Source organism: Lentibacillus persicus (assembly GCF_900112705.1).
Taxonomy (GTDB): Bacteria; Bacillota; Bacilli; order Bacillales; family Amphibacillaceae; genus Lentibacillus; species Lentibacillus persicus.
The window spans coordinates 1-18,418 of record NZ_FOMR01000005.1 but is presented as its reverse complement, the minus strand read 5'-3'; the positions used below and the strand labels follow the sequence as shown (position 1 = coordinate 18,418).

Sequence of the window (18,418 nt, the reverse complement as noted above, 5' to 3'; positions counted from 1 at the left end):
TGAATTCGCTAACGTTATTAAAGACGCCAGTAACTGTATCCCATGTGCTCTGCGGCTGATTTATCAAAAATACTTTTAACGTCAATCATCACTTTCTGATTATCGGAAGAATCACCAAAAAACTTATCGATCTCCTCCCAATCCAGACCGGCGAACACCTCATGCGCCACCGCAAAAACCAGGCAGTCAGCATTTCTTATAGTCTCCAACTCAGTCAGCTCGACACCGTATTCGCGGTTTGCCTCTTCTTTATCAGCCTCAGGATCAACGACCAATGGCTCAACCCCATATTCTTTAAGCGAGGCTATAATGTCAATCACCTTTGAATTTCGAATATCAGGTGAATTCTCTTTGAACGTTACCCCAAAAATAACGACCTTTGCTTGTTTTACTACCATATTAGCCAAAATTAATTGCTTAATAATAGCGTCAGCAATAAATTTACCCATACCGTCATTAATCTTTCTTCCCGACAAAATAATCTGGCTGTGATAACCCAATCTTTCTGCTTCATACACAAAGTAATAGGGATCAACGCCTATACAATGTCCACCAACAAGACCAGGTGCGAACTTCAACGCGTTCCACTTCGTATTCATTGCATCCAAAACATCTTTTGTATCAATTCCCATGCGATCAAACACCATAGCAAGCTCGTTCATAAATGCTATATTGATATCACGCTGACTGTTCTCAGCCACTTTGGCCGCTTCTGCTACTTTTATGGAAGTCGCTCGATGCACACCCGCTTCAATCACTAATTCGTATAACTTGGCGATTTGCTCCAAACTGTTATCGTCCATGCCCGAAACGATTTTGGTTATTGTTTCCAATGTGTTTATTTTGTCACCCGGGTTAATTCGTTCGGGGGAATAGCCAACTTTAAAATCGATGCCGCTCGTAAGCCCCGACACGCTTTCTAGAATGGGAATACAAATATCTTCCGTAACCCCTGGATAAACCGTTGATTCATAGACAACGATTGATCCTGCAGTCAAGTTGCGTCCTACCGTTATACTTGCTTCTTTAACAGATGCAAGGTCTGGTGTTTTATCCGAATTAATCGGGGTTGGAACAGTAATAATATGAAACTTTGCACACCTAAGTTTCGCTTCTTCTGACGTAAATTCGACTTGAGATTGATTCAAAACATGATGGTCTACCTCACCAGCAGGATCGATACCTGATTTATATAAATCTATTTTCTTCTCATTTACATCGTAACCAATAACATTTACCTTTTCAGCAAGGGCAACAGCCAGTGGCATGCCAACATAGCCCAGACCGATAACAGCGACACTCTCTTCTTTATTGATTATCTTTTCGTATAATTCCATGTGATACTTCCTCACCTTCATTCGCGCTTTCAGGATGCGGGCTTATAAATCAATTTGTTTTATTATAAATCATGTCAAAATAAACCTTCTCCATTTGTACAACGTTGCGGGACCACGCGTAGTCATTCCGGACAAATTCGCGGCCTTTACTGCCCATCAGCCTTCTTTTTTCCTGATCCATTACCAATCGGGCAAGTTTGTTTACACTGTCATCTACATTGTCCGGTTCAACCATAAAGCCGGTTTCTTCGTCTTTAACCACCTCTGGAAGCCCCCCTACACGACTAACCACCACAGGCACTTCACATGCTGAAGCCTCAAGCACGGCAACACCGAAACTTTCACTTCTGCTGAATGCACAATAAACATCCAATTGATTGAGGTATTGCGGTACCTGGTTATTGGGGACAGCCCCGACAAACTCAGTTATATGGCCTATTTGCAGTTTTTCTGCCAATTGCTGAAGTTCTTTGAGGTCCGGTCCTTCCCCGACAATCATTAATCTTATTTTTCCTGCGATATCATCAAAGTGATTTGATCGCAGGTATGCGATTAGTTCAGCTGTCGCTTTAATTAATGTATCAATTCCATAGACATGTTTCAGACGTTTGATCGTCCCTATTACAATTGAATCATTGGTTTTTGGCTCTCCGGGTTTAAATAAATTCAGGTCAATCCCAAACGGAATAACATCTATTGAAGATGCCGGTTTGACGAATTTTTCCGTTTGGGTTTTCATCGCGTAACTCGTCGAAGTGATTCGGTCTACGAAGGCTAGATTTTTGCGTATTATCGATTCATTGCGCCTGCTTTGTTCCGGGAACAGATACACATCACTTCCCCACACGGAAAGCAAAGCGGGTTTATAATTAACCAACCTTGCAAGTGTTCCATATCCAGTGGCATAATGCACGTGAAGCAAATCCGGTTTAATCTTTTTTACCAGAATTGCCGCTTCTAACCAATTTGCATAGTAACCAACAGGTGCAGGGACTTTTAACTTATGGACACTGACTCTGTAATCGATATCGTGCAATGTGGTATCGTGCATGGTGACAAGATGAATATCGTGCCCGCGATTGACCATGGCGTTAATCCAGCGAACTGCATGACTCGACTCCACTTCTGCCAAAAAACAAATCTTCAATTTACATTTCCCCGTTCTATAAATCATAAATATTATTATAACACTAAAAGGAGTATATCCGGCACCCACCGGTCTTTCTCGGTATAAATCCAACTTTAAATTAGTATACTAGTCTGCCTGTCACGCGTTAATTCACTATTTATTTAACAAGTTTTAATCCGGTGGCAATCGTTATGAGCGTTATCATACCGCCCAAAAGCAAGGAAAGCCATACTGCCGCTATATCTATGAATGACACCAGCCAGAAAATCACCAGCACCAAACTGACAAATGATAATAACCGAACCAGATATGCCCTTGAACAGACAATTAATTGAAGCTTAATCTTTGCAAACAGAATGAGTAACAGCATGTTGATGATGGTACTTACCACGGTACCAATTGCGATAGCAAATGCGCCCCATTGATCGATGAATAATGAAATGACCGCTATATTGATTCCAAATACGGAAATAATGCTTAAAATATTTGGCAAAAGCGTACGTTCCAACGCATAAAAAAAGCGCGTTACATATGTATTTAAGGCAAGACTGAAAATTGATAACGAAAAAACCTGCAGCAGCGGATACGTTACATTGGTCGACTCCTGACTAAAGTTACCATACTGAAAGATAAACGTAATGACATCTTCAGCATAAAAAAAGATAAATATACTTGCAGGTATCAAAAGTAAGGTCAACATCCGAAACCCTTTTTTATATGCCTGGTTTATTTGTTGAAAATCACCATCAGCGGCGGATTTTGCCAGCATGGGATAGACAATAGTTGTGACACTAGTCATCAATACGCCCTGAGGGAACTGGGTCATTTTTGATGCATAATTAATCGCTGCAATTGCGCCATCATCGAGACCAGCAGCAAAAATGCGCTGAATTATCAAGTAGAACTGAAGAGTAGCCCCGCCCAATATTAGCGGCATGGCCAATTTAACAAGTCGCTTCAGTTCGGGGTGTTTAACGATTTTAAAACGAAGGGGCACTATCTGCTGCTTTTTTATTTGATAAATAAGGAGAAGGAACATGAACAACGCACCAAGTGTCGCACCAAGTGCATACGAATATTCCTTCAATATTGGGGTCAAACTAACCCCTATAAACAGATAGACACCGTTAAATATTAACGCAGCAAACGAACTGTATCTGTAGTTCTCATGAACATTATGAAGACCGCTGAGGACCATCGACACTACTAAAAACAAAGTGGCGGGCGCTGTCACCAGGAATAAATGCGTTGTTAGTGTCAGGGCATCCTCCGACATACCGGAAAAAAAGAGTTTCATCCAAAATCCGGGGAAAATCATAAACAAAATGGTCGTGGTTCCCACTGTTAAACAGAGAAATGTCATTAGAGTTTGAACAAAGTCATGTTTTACAGTTCTGTCCAGCTTGCTGTAGACAGAAATAAAGGCTGTGGTAATCGCGCCCCCAAGGACGACATATAGAAAGTTTGGAATGGTAAAGGCTGTTATTATACCATCAGCTTGATAGCTTGTTCCATATTGGTAGCCAATCGTTAATTCTCGGGCAAACCCAAACAGCCGAGCAAAGATATTAATGATCGTAACGGCCCCTAATAGTTTTAAAAACCGCGAATTAAACATATGAACACACTTTCTGCCATTCCTGCGAGTGCTATTACAAATATAAGAGCTTTGTATGTATCACTGGTTTAGCTCAGTTTCTCCGTCCTTTATTATCACACAGCCTTTTTATCGCGACGCTTATAAATGCGCTTAAGCAATTCCGCACCATTCGACTGCTTGCCTCTCATCCTATCTGCAATCGCTGTAAACCGCTGCAATGCAACGTTCCAATCTTTATCCAGCTTGTGGTAAAGATTTAAAAATAAGTCATCCCGCTGATTGAGACGGTCAATCGGCAATACAAATTCGCTGCAATCAATCATATCCATAAAATCCTGAACTTTATGATGGTATGCGACAGCAATAATCGGGGTATGTGCCACCAGGGATAAAATTAATGAATGCAACCTTGTACCGATTACCAAATCCTGCTTGTTAACCAAGTTCAAGATTTCGCGGTAATTGATACCTTGATCAACTAATGTGCATCTGTCCTTGTAGACCATCAGTTCTTTAATGTCTTTTGTTACTTCTGTGTCAAATGGATGCTTGGTGGAAAAAAAGTTAACCCCTGCAGAAGGGTTGGCGTGTAATAGGGAATCTAGATTATGCGCCATCCCATTGATATAATCAGTGTACTTTTTCCTGTCTTCCACTGGCCAGTAGCTTTTATTGTAAAAGGGTACTGCTGTTACACCAATTTGGAATCCTTCTTTTTTTTCCTCGGTTTCATTTGGCGGTTTAACATAAAACGCCGGATCTGAAATCACATATATCGGCTCTTTAACGCCAATGGACTGTAATAAGTCTTTTGATTTCGGGTCACGTACCGTAACAAGTTTTGCCATATTTCCAAGCGATTTTAGAATCTGCTTGCCGGCAAAAGATGAAATCGGGCCGGCCCCGGCACCATATATCACTACAGGTGTTTTAGTCAGTCTTGCAAGCCAACCGTACATGCCGATAATAATTGGACCATTTTTATAAAGGTCCATTAAGATGCCGCCGCCTCCAATGATGAGAAGGTCAAGTTTCTTAATAATAGGTTTATTCTTTATCACTGTTGCAATCAGTTTCATTGGATCGCTTTTTCGCTTTTGGAAAAGCGGAAAAGATTGAACACCATGTTTTTGCTCAATTTGATCCGGTTTATTGGAAAATACAATAATCTCTTCCCTGTTAATCTTATAGGTTTCGTCCAGCTGAACTAAAATACCCTCAAGAATGGCATCATCACCTTGATTATCATTGCCGTAGTTACCTACAATCCCAATCGTCATTACTATTTCATTCCTTCCAAGCTTATAACAAACGTTAAAATGATCTCTCCTGCGTCGAATTAACCAAAACAATGCAATGGGATTTATTAAATCGTCAGCCCGTTCCAGTATTCTGTAAAACGATTAATTGACGCCTATAATTGAAGAATTATTACAGCGACCGTTTCGGTATACGATAATACATTATACCATGAAACAACGCCCCAATCCTACATTCGTATATGTGAAAATTTTTTTCTCAAAAAATTATCGAGGCGAATGCTGACAAAAAACGAGAAGGCCCTCTAACATAAATGCATGTTTATCACAGCAAGTATATCTAGAAAGAGCCTTCTCAAATTGGGTGGGACAAGGGGACGGGATCTTTGTCCCCCTGGGACAGTGAGCCCGTCCCCTTGTCCCTAGTTTTTCATGGCTTTGAAGACAAAGGTTGCGAATTGGCCGCGTGTGACGTTTTCGTATGAGCGGAAGTTTTCAGGCACTGATGTGATGCCGTGATGAGCGAGCAGCTGCACATTTCGTTTGTGATCAGGTGATACGCTGCTCAGCTTTATGTCAGTATAGCCTTCTGCATCCTCAAGATCAAATGCTTCTGCAATGACCGTTGCCATCTGTTCACGTGTCAACGGCTGATCCATAAACTTCCCATTGCTTCCTCTGAAAATGCCTGCTTTATAGGTTGCTGCAATTTGATCTGCATACATGTGCGAGCCATCAATATCATCAAAGTTTCTTAAAACGCCGTCAACATCATCCGGAATTGGCAGGTCCAATGTGTTTGTGAAAATGACTGCCGCATGCGAACGCGAAAGTGACTCGCCCGGGCGGAATTCCGCACCGTCTTCAGTCGGATAACCGTTAATCACACCCATGTCCACCAATTCATAGATAGTGTCAAAATGACTCGATCCCGGTGGCACGTCATTAAACATGGTGTTTGCAAACTGTTCAACGTGTCTCTCCTGAATCCAGACGCGTTTACCGTTCAACATACCACGGTACCACGTCGTGCTGCCGACCTCTTCTGTCAAGTCAACTTCGAATTTTTCCCCTTCCATCGTCGACAAATCAGGATAAACTTTATCTTTTTCACCGCCCCAGGCCAGGGAATAAGCCGATCCGGAACCTTTTACAGCTTTGATTTTATCTTTGCTGTCGATACCAGTGTGAGATTTAACATTAATATCTCTGCTGTTCACCCAGCCGATGACACCCTCACCGCGTTTATGATGGTCACTGATCAAATAATATGTCTGGCCGCGCAGTTTGCCTTGTTGTTTAATAAAATAAACATGGTCTGAGTACGTCTCGCCGGCTTTTTTGTAGTTTTGATTGTCTTCCGGATCGCCATAGATTGGATCTTCTTCTGATTTAATTTTACCAAGCTTGCTCGTATTTTCGGTCTGCATACCCATATCATTCAATTTTGCATAAACCAGACGGGCAAACGCAGCCCAGTCATAGCCGTAGCGTTCAAAATATCCATGCGGATCAACGTGGTTGGTGCCACCGAGATACCTTGACACTGCTTCATGCGACCAAAGCGTGCCTTCACCATCCCACTCTGCATTATCATAGCCAAGGTTGTATTTGTACAAAAGGCCGGCGATATATGTAGCATAGTTATTAATCGAACGGATGAATTGGTTTTTATTATCAACACGGACAAGCTCCACGTGAATGAAGCGTTCGTTGGCTACAGGCCCGGCGCCCCACGCAGCGTAGTTTGTCGGGTGGACCTCAATGACACGCTCATGATCGACAAATGCATGGACAAACGCATTTTGATAGTTTCGTGACATGTAAGAGATTTCACCATCGATGGTAGAGTAATCATTCGCCGTTTCGTGGGCGACAATCCCCTCGGGTCCGGTGAACCGGTAGCCGAATTTCGGCAAATGATGGAGGTGATTGTATTCTGTTTGAGCTGCGGACAGACCGTTGTTCAATATGTAATTATTAATATATGAACTCTCCTGCAGGCTGATGTTGCGTTCTTCTTTTTCATTATCTTCTTCCGGGTCGTAATGTTCCTCTGCTTCCGGGTGTTCTGTCTCGTCCTCTTCTATTTTCCCGTCGCGCCACGATTCAGGCACATATTTCAATTCCTCTTCAGTTAATTCACTTATATCGATGCCGTGGACTTCGGTACCTTCTTCAATCTCCTGTTTGTTCGGTTCCTCAGAATGATCGTCAGAACCGGATTCGTGTGCTGAGAACTGAAGCGGAACTGACAAAAAACTTAAAACAGCTATAAATGCAATGATGACTGACCTTCTCATAATCTATATACTCGCCCCTTTTAGATACTTTTCTTATATTAATATAATATATCAAAAGCCAACATATTCCAATATCAAATCTCAAAATCTGCTAAAATAGGAACTGGGACAGGGGGACGTGATCGCTGTCCCCCTTGACGTGTATGAAAGCGCGGAGCCCCGGCAGCACTATATTACAAATAGATTACAAAACACCTTGGAGTCTATTATTTTCGACAACGCTCATGCTATAATTATCTTACGCTATTACATGGGGGTAATTTCCATTGACAAATAAACGAATCTTTATGTCCGTAACTGCAAGTGCCTTTATCGCTTCGGCATTATTCGCTGCCGAGGATGCAGAAGCAGCTTCATATAAAGTTAAGAGCGGTGATTCATTATGGAAGATTGCTCAGCAGCATAACACAAGCGTCGGCGAGTTAAAGTCACTGAATGGCTTATCGAACAATATTATTTTTCCGAATCAAGTCCTGGAAACGTCCGAGGCTAAGCAGTTAGCCGATTCATCGAGCAAGGGTGACGCCAGTTCGGATGGGTCCAGCAGTTCCAACGGGAGCAGTGGAAGCGGGAAGTCTACATACACAGTCAAAAGCGGGGATACCTTAAGCAAGATTGCTGCACGACATAATATTTCACTTTCCGACTTAATGAAATGGAACAACCTTGATTCTTCACTGATTTATCCTGGCGATAAATTTATCGTTTCAAAAGGTGGTTCCAGCGGTATTTCTGACAGCAGCGCAGATTCAAGCGCGTCGGATGAGCGTGCCAGTGTTGGATCTGATAGTGGGTCCGATGGCTCTGATGGTGGCTCCGGCAGCGGGGCGAGCAGCGGATCGAGCGCTCAGTCAGGCGATGTCTACACCGTTAAATCGGGGGATACGCTATCAGCCATCAGCAGAAGTCAGGGCGTTTCCGTCAGTCAATTGAAGAGCTGGAACAATCTATCATCGGATTTAATTTTGGTTGGCCAAAAGTTGAGCATCGGTTCTAAGGGGTCGCCTGAGTCAGAGTCCACCAAAAAAGAGACAAGCTCAAGTTCAAACAGCAGTTCTTCTATTGATGCAGAATATAACGTCAATAAATTGATCAGTACAGCACACGGGCTGACCGGCACACCTTATGTTTGGGCTGGTTCATCACCGAGCGGCTTTGACTGTAGTGGCTTTATCCAATATACATTTAAAAAAGCAGGTAAAGACATGCCGCGCCGCTCAAGTGCAGGTTATTACAACCGTGCGCAATACGTGAACAACCCACAGCCAGGTGATCTTGTATTCTTTGAAAATACGTATTCCGGCGCGAACGGGATTTCGCACATGGGAATCTACCTCGGCGGCGGTGACTTTATTCACGCAGGATCAAGCGGCGTAACCGTCTCGAACGTGAACAACCCTTACTGGGAAAAACACTTCGACGGCTACAAACGATTCTATTAAAGTGGGACGAGCGGGACGGAGGGACGGGATCACTGTCCCCCGACCGCCCATCAATTTATAAGGTTTAGGGAAGCTTCCGGCTTTGGGCCGAAAGTTTTTTTGTATTTAATGGTGTTGGGTTTCGGAATCTTAAGGTTCAGGTTTGTTTGGTGGGTGTAGGAGGCGGACGGGTTTTAAATGGGGTTGAGCTGGGCGTTGTGGGGTTCTCGCTCGCTTCGGTCGGTATGCCGATCGGTTTGACATTGCCTTCGCTCGATACAGCGTTCCTTTAGCTTGATAACCATACAAGGCGGGACAGCGATCCCGTCCCCCTGTCCCTCTTAAAAAGAGGACGTTCCCGTTGCCCCGGTGTTAACCCCGGGGGACAACGATCACGTCCCCTTGTCCCTCTATTCTTCTTCTGGTTCGTCTTCTGTTGGTTCGACGAGGTAGTCGCCGGATACCCAGCCGGTGGTACCGTCAGCTTTTACTTTATACCAATTGCCGTTTTCGCCGATGACTTCAACTTCTATGCCATTTTCGTATTGCCCTGTTTTGGTTCCCCAAGGCCATTCTCGTACGTTAAGCGTATCGCCATCGCCTTTCGTATCAACTTCATAGATTGTGCCTGCGTTAGTTTCGTCAATCGCATACTGATCTTCCCCGTATGGTCGAGGTGAATTAGCCGGCTGATTTTGATATTTCGGTACTTCGAATGTAAATGTATATTTATCGAGCAACCCGGTCTCTTCATATAAATCTTTTATTTTTCGGGCCTGAATTGTTGCCCATTGAACGTGTGTGGCATATTGCTTCCATGATTTTTGCGGATTCCACCGCATTTTATAAAGGGTGTCCCGGCCTTCACTGATATAGTCATCAACAATAAACTCAGCACCACCTAAGATAGCTTCTTCAGGTGAGAACCAACCCTCGTTATAAGCTTTTTTGGCCCCGGATTCATTGGCACTATCGTCGAATGCATTGACACCAAACATATTATAAGTTGTTTTGATATCTGTCAGGTTATCTTCATTCTTTTCGGTAACCAAATTCGGTTTGCCTTTTTCATTAAGCCCGACCTCGATGCCAGTTGAGAGCGCGGACGTTCCATTCCCCGTCTCATGCAAAGCATGGGCAATGAGATAAAGAACATTCGCACCGAGCTCCTGGCCGGCATCGATAAATGCGTCTCCCTGTCCTTCAAGCGTGCCTTTACCCCTCAGAACATCGCGATTCAATTCATCAGCTTCCAGCCCTGGTTCATAAGATAATTTGAGGAACTGAAAAAATTCATCATCGTTTTTATTAAAATTGCTCGGATTGGCATAATGCGCTACGAGTTCTTTAGTTGCTTTAAAGTCACCGGCGCCATCCACCTTTGCACTTGTTTGATCATTTACGGCATCAGAAAAATCTATATCAAACTGCGTTTCTATGTACTCATGACTCAACTCACCCGTTACTTTCATAGATTTATATAAAAATGTGGCAAATTGGCCTCTTGCAAGCGACTCGGCCGGACGAAAGTCTTCCAGTTGGTTGGTAATACCAAGGTTTGCAAATGTTTGTACCCGGTCAACGTGAGATTCGCTTACATTATCGAGATTGACTTCCACGTCCTCTTCACTTTCAAGTTCTGTAAGTTCAAGCCCCAGTACAAGTACTGTCGCCATCTGCTCCCGTGTTATCTCAGCAGCCGGATTAAACTGACCATTACTTCCTTTGAAAACGCCAGCCTTTGTTACAGCAGCGATCTGTTCAGCATACAAGCTGTCACGGTTTACATCATCGTAGATTCCCAGTGTTTGTTCAATATCAGATGGGATATCCAACTCCAGTGCCAGTGTTAACATAACAGCAACTTGCTGCCTTGTGACATTGTCGAACGTCCCAAATGATCCATCTTCATAACCATTTATGATGCCTTCCTTTGCCAGTGACATAACGCCCTCGTAGTGAGAATCGCCTTTTTCTATGTCACTAAAAGACGGATCTTCAGCAAACACAGCCCCTGGCATCGTCAATACGAGCACACCAGCAAGAAAACCTGCTGATAGCGTCTTCATAAATCGTGTTGTCAAAATATCGCACCTCCTAAACATTCTATTATCCATAATAATCTAAAACTCTATCAAATTAAAGAGCAGATATAACTAAATTTAGGGGGACAGGGGGACGCGAACGCCGTCCCTCTGTCCCCTTGTCCCTTTATTCAATGCTCTTTTGGGGGACAGTGATCCCGTCCCCTCGTCCCGCTATGGTGTCATGAACAGTTGTGTCCAGTAGGTGCGGTAAGGGCTCTCAGTATCTTCCACGTAACCGACGCCTATGTGAGTAAATCCTTCATTCAATATATTTTCACGATGCCCCTCACTGTTCATCCAGCTTTCCACTACTTGTTCAGGACTTCGCTGACCTGCCGCAATATTTTCCCCGGCAGTACGGAAACTGAAATCAAACTGTCGCATCATATCAAAAGGCGATCCGTATGTCGGTGATGTGTGGCTGAAGTAATTATTGAGTGCCATGTCACGTGATTTCCTGCGCGCAAGGTCACTCAATCGACTGTGCATTTCCAGCGGTTCCAGGTCCCTCTTAACACGCTCTTCATTAACAAGTTCCACAACTTCCTCCTCAGATGTGGAAGTGCTTATATTTTCGTCAGTCAGCATACCTGTAATCTTCATTGATTCATATAAGAAGGTGGCAAACTGGCCTCTGACAAGCATTTCAGCCGGCCGAAAATCATTAAGTTGTGTTGTGATACCAAGGTTTGCCAATGTTTGCACTCTTTCAGCATGTGATGGATCGACATTTTCCAAATATATATCAACATCACGATTGGTTTCATAGTCTTTGAGATTCAGTCCAAGTACTAGAACGGTAGCCATCTGTTGCCGGGTTATTTCATTAGTCGGTTTAAATTTACCATTGCTTCCTTTAAAAATGCCGGCTTGTGTTACAGCAGCTATCTCTTCGGCATACAGACTGTTTTGATTAACATCATTGTAAATCTCTAACGTTTGATCAATATTGGACGGCGCCTCCAAATTCATTGCCAATGAAAGCATCACAGCAACTTGCTGCCGTGTTACATTATCAAACGTTCCAAACGACCCATCTTCGTACCCGTTTATTATTCCTTCTTGTGCCAGTTGCATAATGCCCTCGTGGTGCGCATCACCTTCGTCAACATCATTGAAATTGATGTTTGCCGCTGAAACGGCACCCTGCATTGTCAGCACGAGCAAAAATGCAAGAAATCCCGTTGATAACATCTTCATCCATCGTGTTGTCAAAATACCAAACCTCCTAAACATTCTATGGGGGGACAAGGTGGGACAAGGGGACGTGAACGGCGTCCCTCTGTCCCCCTGTCCCATTCTCATTCAATGCTCGTCGGGGGAGATGGGGACAGTGATCACGTCCCCCTGTCCCAGATCGCTTCTGCCCATTGTGGGTGGTCGATGAATGGGTTGCGGTTGCCTTGTTCGTCATGTATGGCATCGTTGCGGTTCATTTCGTAGGTGTCGACTGGGTCCTGCTCGTGCCAGTCGAGCAGGACGGAAAGTTTGCCGTGGTACGGTGCGCTGCCGTTTCCGGTTTGCTCGTTCAATTCGAGATCCACATAGTTGTTGCCTTCATAGCGCACCGCCATGTAAAACAGCATGCGGGCAACGTCACCTTTCACATCGTTCGGCGGTTCCCACGAGTCGCCGTCGCGCTTGCATTCGTCGCAATTGGTCACATCTGCCTCGCCGCCGTTATCGAAATCCAGATTGCCGCGCGAGCTGTTCACCTGCACGTCGGTCGGGCGCAAATGATGGATGTCGGTGCCGGGGCCGGTGCGCGTGCCGAAGTCCCCGTGCGACTTCGCCCAGACGTGCTCGCGGTTCCAATCACCGACCATACCGCCGTTTTTATCTTTTGAGCGTGACTCGCCGGAATAGAAAAGCCGTACGTTTTCCGGATTGTCCGGGTCTTCATCGGTTTCCCTCAAAGCCGACCACACCTCATCATACGACAGCTGGTCATGATCGGAAATGATCTCATGCAATGAATCTTTTAACGCATCGCCTTCTTTTCCGTATGCATCGTCATAATACGGATCGCCTTCCTGCGCCTCAGCGGTTACGGTAAATTCAGCCGAAACGGTTGCTTCGCCGTCATCAGCTGTCACCGTTACGTCATGTGTACCCTCATCCGGGCTGAACGTAAACGTTGAACCATCGATTGTGCCGTGCGTTGACGTGAAGCTGAGCGCATCACCATCGGGGTCGCTGAAATGATCGGTTAATTCAATCACCGTTTCACTCCCCGCTGCCATCGTCACATCATCGATTGGCTGCTCAAGAACCGGTGCACTGTTCACGATCGGAAAAGTCGGTGTGCCGAGTGATTCGCCATTTGAATCGGTAAATGTGATAGTCTCCGGATCAGCGCCGTTTTTATAGTCTATTTCCTGAATGCCCTCCGCTCCGCGTATTTCACTGAGATTTTCGCCGTTCACTTCGACTTCTTCAATTTCATAGCCGGCAAAGTCGACAATTGCGCCTTCATTTTCCGGATTGATTTCGATGCTTGTGGCCGCGAGTCCTTCACCGGTCAATTTGGCATAATCACCGGTGAGCGTCAGATCGCCTGCAATTTCAGATGACGCAGCCAAGCTGATCGCAACGCTTGGTGATGTTACAACCAAATCATTGGTCGTGAAATCTTTTAGCGTGAACGATTTTTCCGGAACGTTTGGCTCGGGTTCATCAGCGGCTAAATCAATCGCCGCCAGCACCGGATCGTGGTCGCTTGCACGCCCGTGCATGTCGGTGAAATCAGCATTGATATGCAGCACATCGACCTCAGAAGCATCTGCCAAATTGCTTGACACAAGAATGTGATCGAGCACCTGTGAGTTGCCTTGATACGTGTACGTGTAGCGCTCCGCTTCAGGCACATCGTCGATCAAGTTGGTCAAAACATCGCCTTCTAACATCTCCATTGGGTTGGAAAACTGGAAGTCGTTAAAGTCGCCCAACAGCACCACGTTGGCCTCTGAATTGTCAGCCAAAATATCGTCAACAAAACCGTTCACCACATTGGCAATTGCCATGCGCTGGTCTTCACTGCCGAGTTCAGGCGGCTGTGTGGAACCGAACAATGGCGTATCGCCCGATTTGGAATTCCAGTGATTGGCGACGACAACAACTTCTTCGCCGTTAAATTCAAACTGTGCCGCCAGCGGTTTGCGGCTGTCGTCAAACGCCTCATTCGTCGGATCGATGCGTCCCGGGTTGTGCGTCAATTTTCCGTTTTCATAGCCGATCGCCGTTGTCGCGTCACCTTTTGGCATGTCGTCAGCAAGTGAGACACGGTCCGGATTATACAGAAAACCGACGCGGATATTGGCATCCGGTGCACCACCGTCCTCGTTGTATTCCGGATTAATGTTGGCATAGTCGTAGCTGACACCGCCTGCTTCTTCAATTTCATCAATCAGCCGCTCGTAGCTTTCCGATGCATCGGCATCATCGGGGCCTGCGTCCTGGCCGTTATTGTCCTGGACTTCGGTGACACCGACAATGTCGGGACTTTCCATATCGTGTGCAAACGCCCGGGCCAGTTTTTCGGCTTTGGCGTCAGGTGTTTCACCGCTTGATGCGTTATTTGAAAAGTTTTCCAGATTATACGAAGCAACGGTTAATTCATCGTCGCGCTTTTTAATCGTTGTCGTTTCCGGTTCCGCGGGTCCGGCCGAATGAGCATTTTCCATATCGGCTAAATCCGCGTAAATTTTATAGTTTTGATAGCCGTAATTGACAACACCTGTCATCGGGCCGTCAAATGTGTCGCCGGTTGCAACTTTAAAATCACGCGCCTCGTAATTGTCATGCAATTTGAACTGGATGCGCCCAGGGTTTTTATCGTCTTCCGTGTGCAGCAGGCCGCCGTTGATCGTATCGGTCGACATTTCATCGAGCGTTGTGATCAAGTCACCGTGCTCTTGCGGGGCAACAGCTTTCAAATCACCCGTTTGCACACGCATGCCTTCAAGGCTTTCCCAAAAGTCAATCGCGTATTGCTCCCGGTCAAATTCATCAAACCCTTCGTCGCTCGCAATTTCATCGGGCAAATTTTCCTGGGTGATCTCAACCGGTTCAGGCAGGCCGGCGTCTTTTTCCAGCACATCAACCGCACCGCCCTGATCACCGCGTGCATTAATCTGGGTGACCGGCAAGTCGGTTTCGGACGCATCGGAATAACCGTCGATATGGTATTCATCAGCGGTTCCGTTCACGCTCACCAAATCGCCGATCGAGACGTCAGCTTTCTCGTTTCCTGTGTACACGACAAGCCCTTCTGATGTCGCGGGGTTGTCGTCTGTTTGATCGTCGGGCGTCTGAATGTGCAGGTAGTTGCCGCCATTTAAGTCATAAATGTAGGTGACAATGCCTTCCACATTTTCGACGTGCTGCCCGACCATTGGCGACGCGTGCCCGTCACCTTGAATATCGTGAATTTGCACGCCTTCTTCCGCGTCATAGACCGAGTAGTCAAATGTTTGGACCGGACTCGGGTCGCGATCATCGTGGGTTGCCGCAGCCCGGATGGTCACATCGTCATTGACCGTAATCGGCTCCTGATAAAGCGTGCCATTTTCGAGCGGATCATCGCCATTCGTTGTACAGTAAATAGCTGCACCCTCGGTTGTCGTTGAGAGTTCGACAGCCGTGCCTGAAGGGATCGTGCCAGCTTCAGGCGTTGCGGTCACAGGCTGAACGACCGAATCATCCGCCACAATGTCAGCGGTGTCGCGCGGCAAAATTTGATAATCGCCGTTAAATTCCTGCACGATGCCTGTGATTGAATCGTAAGTCGCACCTTCAGTCAGCCCGAGTGCTGCATTTTCATCACGCACGAGAAATTCCGCCGTGCCATCGGTTGCGGTGTAGTTAATCCAATTGCCGCCATCGTTCGCGGTCTCGAGCGTCACGTTATCGACGCGCGCCAGCTTCGACTCATTTTCTTCATTCAGTTCCGCCCCCGTGAGTTCGATGGGGTCAGTCCCCTCTCCCTGTACCGGGGCTTCGGTAAGTGTCGGGTTCTGCAGCTGCAGCAGGCCGTTATATTCGCTGAGTGATCCGCTGACAGTGATGCGGTCACCTCGTTGCACGTCGAGGGCCGATTTTGGATAAATAGCCAGCGCGGCCGTGTCATCCTGGATGTGGATGGTATTGTTCAACTCGGCTGTCACCGTTCCTTCAACCGTCACATCCCCCGTGCCTTGCGCGCGGGCTTCTGCGATTGTGAGCACGTCAGGCTCATCTTCCGGCGGGGGACTGTCCCCGAGGTCATGCGCGCCTAAATTTTCAAATGTATTCTGCGGGTGGTCGGTCCATTCGTCTGCGGGATCAAATGCATCGTCTGTGGTGGTGTCACCTGACGTCACAGATGGCTTGCGGATGAGCGTGACATTTTCACCCCACGCATCCTGCACACCGACCTGACCGAACGAATCGATAACGGTGTCGGATTCCTTGAGAACGATCGCGTCATCGCCGTTAAAATTTGTGACACTGTTGTTTTCCAGGTCGCCTTTTTCAATTAAAGCATCAGCCGCCTGCCCGTTATAGACTACATAGGCCTGTCCCTCTTCCAGCGTGCCGGAAAGATCAAGTGTCGCGTTCGCTTCACTATTGCCGTTACTGTAAAGTTCAACGGAATATTCAGTAAGATCGATCGCCTCACCTGTGCCATTGTAAAACTCGAGCGCTTTATTATAGCCGCTGCCTTCAACGTATTCTGACATGATCAAGCTCTCAGCTGCCGGTGCTTCAGCTGCCATTTGATAGTCGAATGTGTCTTTAAGCCCTGGCTGGCCGAAGTACGCGTCAAGATTCCCTGTCAGAATAACTTTTTCACCAGCCAATTCAGGGTGCTCGGCTAAATTTAAGTTATCCCGCACATCGCCGGACGGTAATTGCACCGGGAGAACATTGGCCGGATCGGTTTCGTTCGGGTCATCCGCCAAAGCCAAGTTGGTGCCGCTGTACGCCGCCGGGTCTGTTACGACCTTGGGGCCGTTCTGGAACGTGCCGACAATGTAGCCTTCAACACTCGCTTCTCCGCTGTTATTTTCAATCGCATCAGCGACCGATATTGTGCCGTCCGCCGCCTTGGCAATGCCGCCGGAAGCCGGTGTCAATAGACTCACTACCATAATGATGGTCAAAAAGATACTTGAGCTTCGTTGATACTTTTTCAGCTTCATGATTTCCTCCCCCATTCAAATCGCGTTATGTGCCGTCTCCCGAGTCGGTTCAAATCTCTGTGTCACCCAGCACCGTTATGCCGTTTAACATGAAGACGTTACCTTCGAGTTCTGTGAGATCCAAATCCCCTTCAACCGTAATAGTTGAAAAAGTCATATCGTCAGAAGCTGAACCGACGAGTGTCAGGTCGCCTTCAACGGTTGCATTTTCCAATGTCGTTGCACCCGTAATGTCGACTGTTACTGAAGTGGAGTGGGTCGTGTTGTTGAATTCTTCCGGGGTGAGGGTTACCGGCCCATCATCACCGTCGTCACCACTGCCGCCATCCCCTCTGCCGGGATTGTCATCCGAGCAGCCTTTACCCGGGTGGTCGCCGTTATGGCCCTTGCCGGGATGGTCGCCACTGTGGCCCTTGCCGGGATGGTCGCCACCGTGACCTTTACCGGGGTGGGTTGCATTTCCATTTCCTGGGTGGTGCCCATTGTTGCCGTTGCCCGGGTTATCATCCTTATTTCCGTTCCCGGGATTCGGACCGGGGCAGTCATTCCCATCTCTCGGGTGATCCCCATTCCACGGATTGTTGCCGGGGCCCCTCATCTTGCCCGGACTTTTTCCATTATTGAATGCAAATGTAAAAATTGGCGCGTTTGTTTCAAGCGCAAATGGATAATTCGCTGTGTGCTGCTTGTCCCATTGGATGATCGGCGTATCCCACGCATTGAATTGGGCCGCGTCGCTATACTGCTCGTTTCCATGACTTCCCTCGGTGCTGCCAACGAATAGTCAAGTCCATAGTTATGTGTAAATTGGGTTACAAGCTTTCAACCTTTAGTGCTCTTATGTGAATATTGATTTGGCAGGGTATGGGGCCGGCCCCATACCCTGCCAAATCGTCATTTTTTCTTGGTATGGTTGGGAACTCCGATAATATTTTTCTTTTGCTTCTGTTTTTCAGCCTCATCCATTAAGACGGCGCCAATCAATCGAAAGGCGGATTGGGTATTTGGAAAAATACGTATGACTCTTTCTCTTCGTCTCACTTCCTGATTCAAACGTTCCAAGGAATTCGTACTGTGAATAAAGCGGTGATATTTGACCG

Annotated in this window: 12 protein-coding genes; 2 read left to right on the top strand and 10 right to left on the bottom strand. The window is 46.4% G+C overall.

Features of this window, described 5'->3' with window-relative positions:
- Positions 1 to 17: 17 nt before the first annotated feature.
- The 5 genes from BMZ22_RS07835 to BMZ22_RS07815 all read right to left on the bottom strand — a co-directional run bounded on the left by BMZ22_RS07835 (position 18) and on the right by BMZ22_RS07815 (position 7,628).
- Positions 18 to 1,337: a nucleotide sugar dehydrogenase gene (locus tag BMZ22_RS07835; RefSeq protein WP_090084023.1), complete on the bottom strand. Its 1,320-nt coding sequence runs from the start codon at positions 1,335 to 1,337 to the stop codon at positions 18 to 20.
- A 49-nt stretch (positions 1,338 to 1,386) separates the two neighbouring features.
- Positions 1,387 to 2,469 carry a glycosyltransferase gene (locus tag BMZ22_RS07830; protein WP_218144029.1) on the bottom strand — a complete coding sequence of 361 codons (1,083 nt, stop codon included), beginning with the start codon at positions 2,467 to 2,469 and terminating at the stop codon, positions 1,387 to 1,389.
- Between the two features lie 154 nt (positions 2,470 to 2,623).
- Positions 2,624 to 4,084 carry a murein biosynthesis integral membrane protein MurJ gene (gene murJ / locus BMZ22_RS07825; protein ID WP_090084018.1) on the bottom strand — a complete coding sequence of 487 codons (1,461 nt, stop codon included), beginning with the start codon at positions 4,082 to 4,084 and terminating at the stop codon, positions 2,624 to 2,626.
- A gap of 95 nt (positions 4,085 to 4,179) precedes the next feature.
- On the bottom strand, positions 4,180 to 5,346 hold the full coding sequence (locus BMZ22_RS07820; RefSeq protein ID WP_090084015.1) for a polysaccharide pyruvyl transferase family protein: 1,167 nt from the start codon (positions 5,344 to 5,346) through the stop codon (positions 4,180 to 4,182).
- A 401-nt stretch (positions 5,347 to 5,747) separates the two neighbouring features.
- Positions 5,748 to 7,628 carry an S-layer homology domain-containing protein gene (locus BMZ22_RS07815; protein WP_090084013.1) on the bottom strand — a complete coding sequence of 627 codons (1,881 nt, stop codon included), beginning with the start codon at positions 7,626 to 7,628 and terminating at the stop codon, positions 5,748 to 5,750.
- 266 nt (positions 7,629 to 7,894) lie between these two features.
- On the opposite strand from BMZ22_RS07815, the gene BMZ22_RS07810 reads away from it, so the two are divergent.
- Positions 7,895 to 9,070 (top strand): C40 family peptidase, encoded by a 1,176-nt coding sequence (locus BMZ22_RS07810; protein WP_090084011.1) that lies wholly within the window; start codon positions 7,895 to 7,897, stop codon positions 9,068 to 9,070.
- Positions 9,071 to 9,216: 146 nt separating this feature from the next.
- Positions 9,217 to 9,342: a hypothetical protein gene (locus BMZ22_RS17370; RefSeq protein ID WP_281242075.1), complete on the top strand. Its 126-nt coding sequence runs from the start codon at positions 9,217 to 9,219 to the stop codon at positions 9,340 to 9,342.
- 117 nt (positions 9,343 to 9,459) lie between these two features.
- Here BMZ22_RS17370 and BMZ22_RS07805 read toward each other — a convergent pair whose 3' ends face one another.
- The 5 genes from BMZ22_RS07805 to BMZ22_RS07785 form a co-directional block, all read right to left on the bottom strand.
- Positions 9,460 to 11,133, bottom strand: coding sequence for an S-layer homology domain-containing protein (locus BMZ22_RS07805; protein ID WP_177183379.1), 1,674 nt, complete (start codon positions 11,131 to 11,133; stop codon positions 9,460 to 9,462).
- A 174-nt stretch (positions 11,134 to 11,307) separates the two neighbouring features.
- The gene (locus tag BMZ22_RS17430) at positions 11,308 to 12,351 is read right to left on the bottom strand and encodes an S-layer homology domain-containing protein (protein WP_177183378.1); all 1,044 of its coding nucleotides are present in this window, start codon (positions 12,349 to 12,351) and stop codon (positions 11,308 to 11,310) included.
- A 122-nt stretch (positions 12,352 to 12,473) separates the two neighbouring features.
- Complete coding sequence (locus BMZ22_RS07795; protein WP_177183377.1) at positions 12,474 to 17,318, bottom strand: endonuclease; 4,845 nt, start codon at positions 17,316 to 17,318, stop codon at positions 12,474 to 12,476.
- A 49-nt stretch (positions 17,319 to 17,367) separates the two neighbouring features.
- On the bottom strand, positions 17,368 to 17,916 hold the full coding sequence (locus BMZ22_RS07790; RefSeq protein ID WP_090084000.1) for a hypothetical protein: 549 nt from the start codon (positions 17,914 to 17,916) through the stop codon (positions 17,368 to 17,370).
- Positions 17,917 to 18,212: 296 nt separating this feature from the next.
- Positions 18,213 to 18,418: transposase (locus tag BMZ22_RS07785; RefSeq protein ID WP_177183376.1), on the bottom strand; the 206-nt coding region annotated here is incomplete at its 5' end.

Coding starts and splice junctions, on each gene's coding strand:
- BMZ22_RS07835 (WP_090084023.1), bottom strand. CDS start 1,337: ATGGAATTATACGAAAAGATAATCAATAAAGAAGAGAGTGTCGCTGTT.
- murJ (WP_090084018.1), bottom strand. CDS start 4,084: ATGTTTAATTCGCGGTTTTTAAAACTATTAGGGGCCGTTACGATCATT.
- BMZ22_RS07820 (WP_090084015.1), bottom strand. CDS start 5,346: ATGACGATTGGGATTGTAGGTAACTACGGCAATGATAATCAAGGTGAT.
- BMZ22_RS07815 (WP_090084013.1), bottom strand. CDS start 7,628: ATGAGAAGGTCAGTCATCATTGCATTTATAGCTGTTTTAAGTTTTTTG.
- BMZ22_RS07795 (WP_177183377.1), bottom strand. CDS start 17,318: ATGAAGCTGAAAAAGTATCAACGAAGCTCAAGTATCTTTTTGACCATC.
- BMZ22_RS07790 (WP_090084000.1), bottom strand. CDS start 17,916: ATGAGGGGCCCCGGCAACAATCCGTGGAATGGGGATCACCCGAGAGAT.